Source organism: Roseicella aerolata (genome assembly GCF_020523605.1).
In the GTDB taxonomy this organism is placed as follows: Bacteria; Pseudomonadota; Alphaproteobacteria; order Acetobacterales; family Acetobacteraceae; genus Paracraurococcus; species Paracraurococcus aerolatus.
This window is the reverse complement of sequence record NZ_JAJAQI010000176.1, coordinates 1-749: the sequence shown is the minus strand read 5'-3', so window position 1 is coordinate 749 and position 749 is coordinate 1. Positions and strand designations below refer to the sequence as shown.

The window sequence follows — 749 nt, the reverse complement described above, 5'->3', positions numbered from 1 at the left end:
TCGCGCACTCCGACCTGAAAGCCGACCAGCTCCTTCTTGCCCTCCGGCGTCGCACCGATCAGCACCAGCATGCACTCGGCCTGCGGCTCCATCCGCGCCTGCAGGTAAATGCCGTCAGCCCAGAGGTAGGCGTAGTGCCGCACCGCGAGGTCGCGCCGCTGCCAGCGCGCATGGTCGGCCTGCCAGCTGTCCCGCAGCCGCGCAATCGCCGCCGGGGATAGGTTCGGGGCGTCGCGCCCCAGCAGAGCCCCAAGCGCCTCCTGGAAGTCGCCCATCGAGACCCCACGCAGGTAGAGGATCGGCAGCAGCGCATCGAGGCTCGGGGTCCGCCGTGCCCAGCGCGGGAGGATGTTCGAGGCGAAGCGGATCCGCTCCCCTTCCGGGCCAGCACCGCGGTCGCGCAGCTTGACCCGTCGCACCGGCACCGGTCCAATCCCAGTCTGCACCAGGCGCTCCGGCCCGTGGCCATGCCGGACCAGCCGCTCGCGCCCGTCCGGCAGCCGCTGCCCCCGCATCTCGGCCAGAAAAGCCTCGGCTTCCGCCTCCACTGCCTGCGCCAGTAGCCGGCGGGCGCCGCTCCGCAGCACCGCCGTCAGCGGGTCATCCACCGCCTCCGGCTGACGCAGGGCAACCACCGTGGTATCGCTCGTCATGGCGTATCGCTCCTTCGGGAGGTCCTGGCAGGCTCGTCACCCGCCTCGATACGCCGCCTCTCTCAGCCCGCCATCACCCAGTTTCGGCCATAGCTC

The 749-nt window shown here is 71.3% G+C and carries 1 protein-coding gene; it reads right to left on the bottom strand.

All coding sequences use genetic code 11. From position 1 onward, the window contains the following. Window positions 1-653, bottom strand: a 653-nt coding sequence (locus LHA35_RS28420; protein ID WP_226615266.1) for a transposase, incomplete at its 3' end; no start/stop codon positions are given. Between the last annotated feature and the right edge of the window lie 96 nt (window positions 654-749).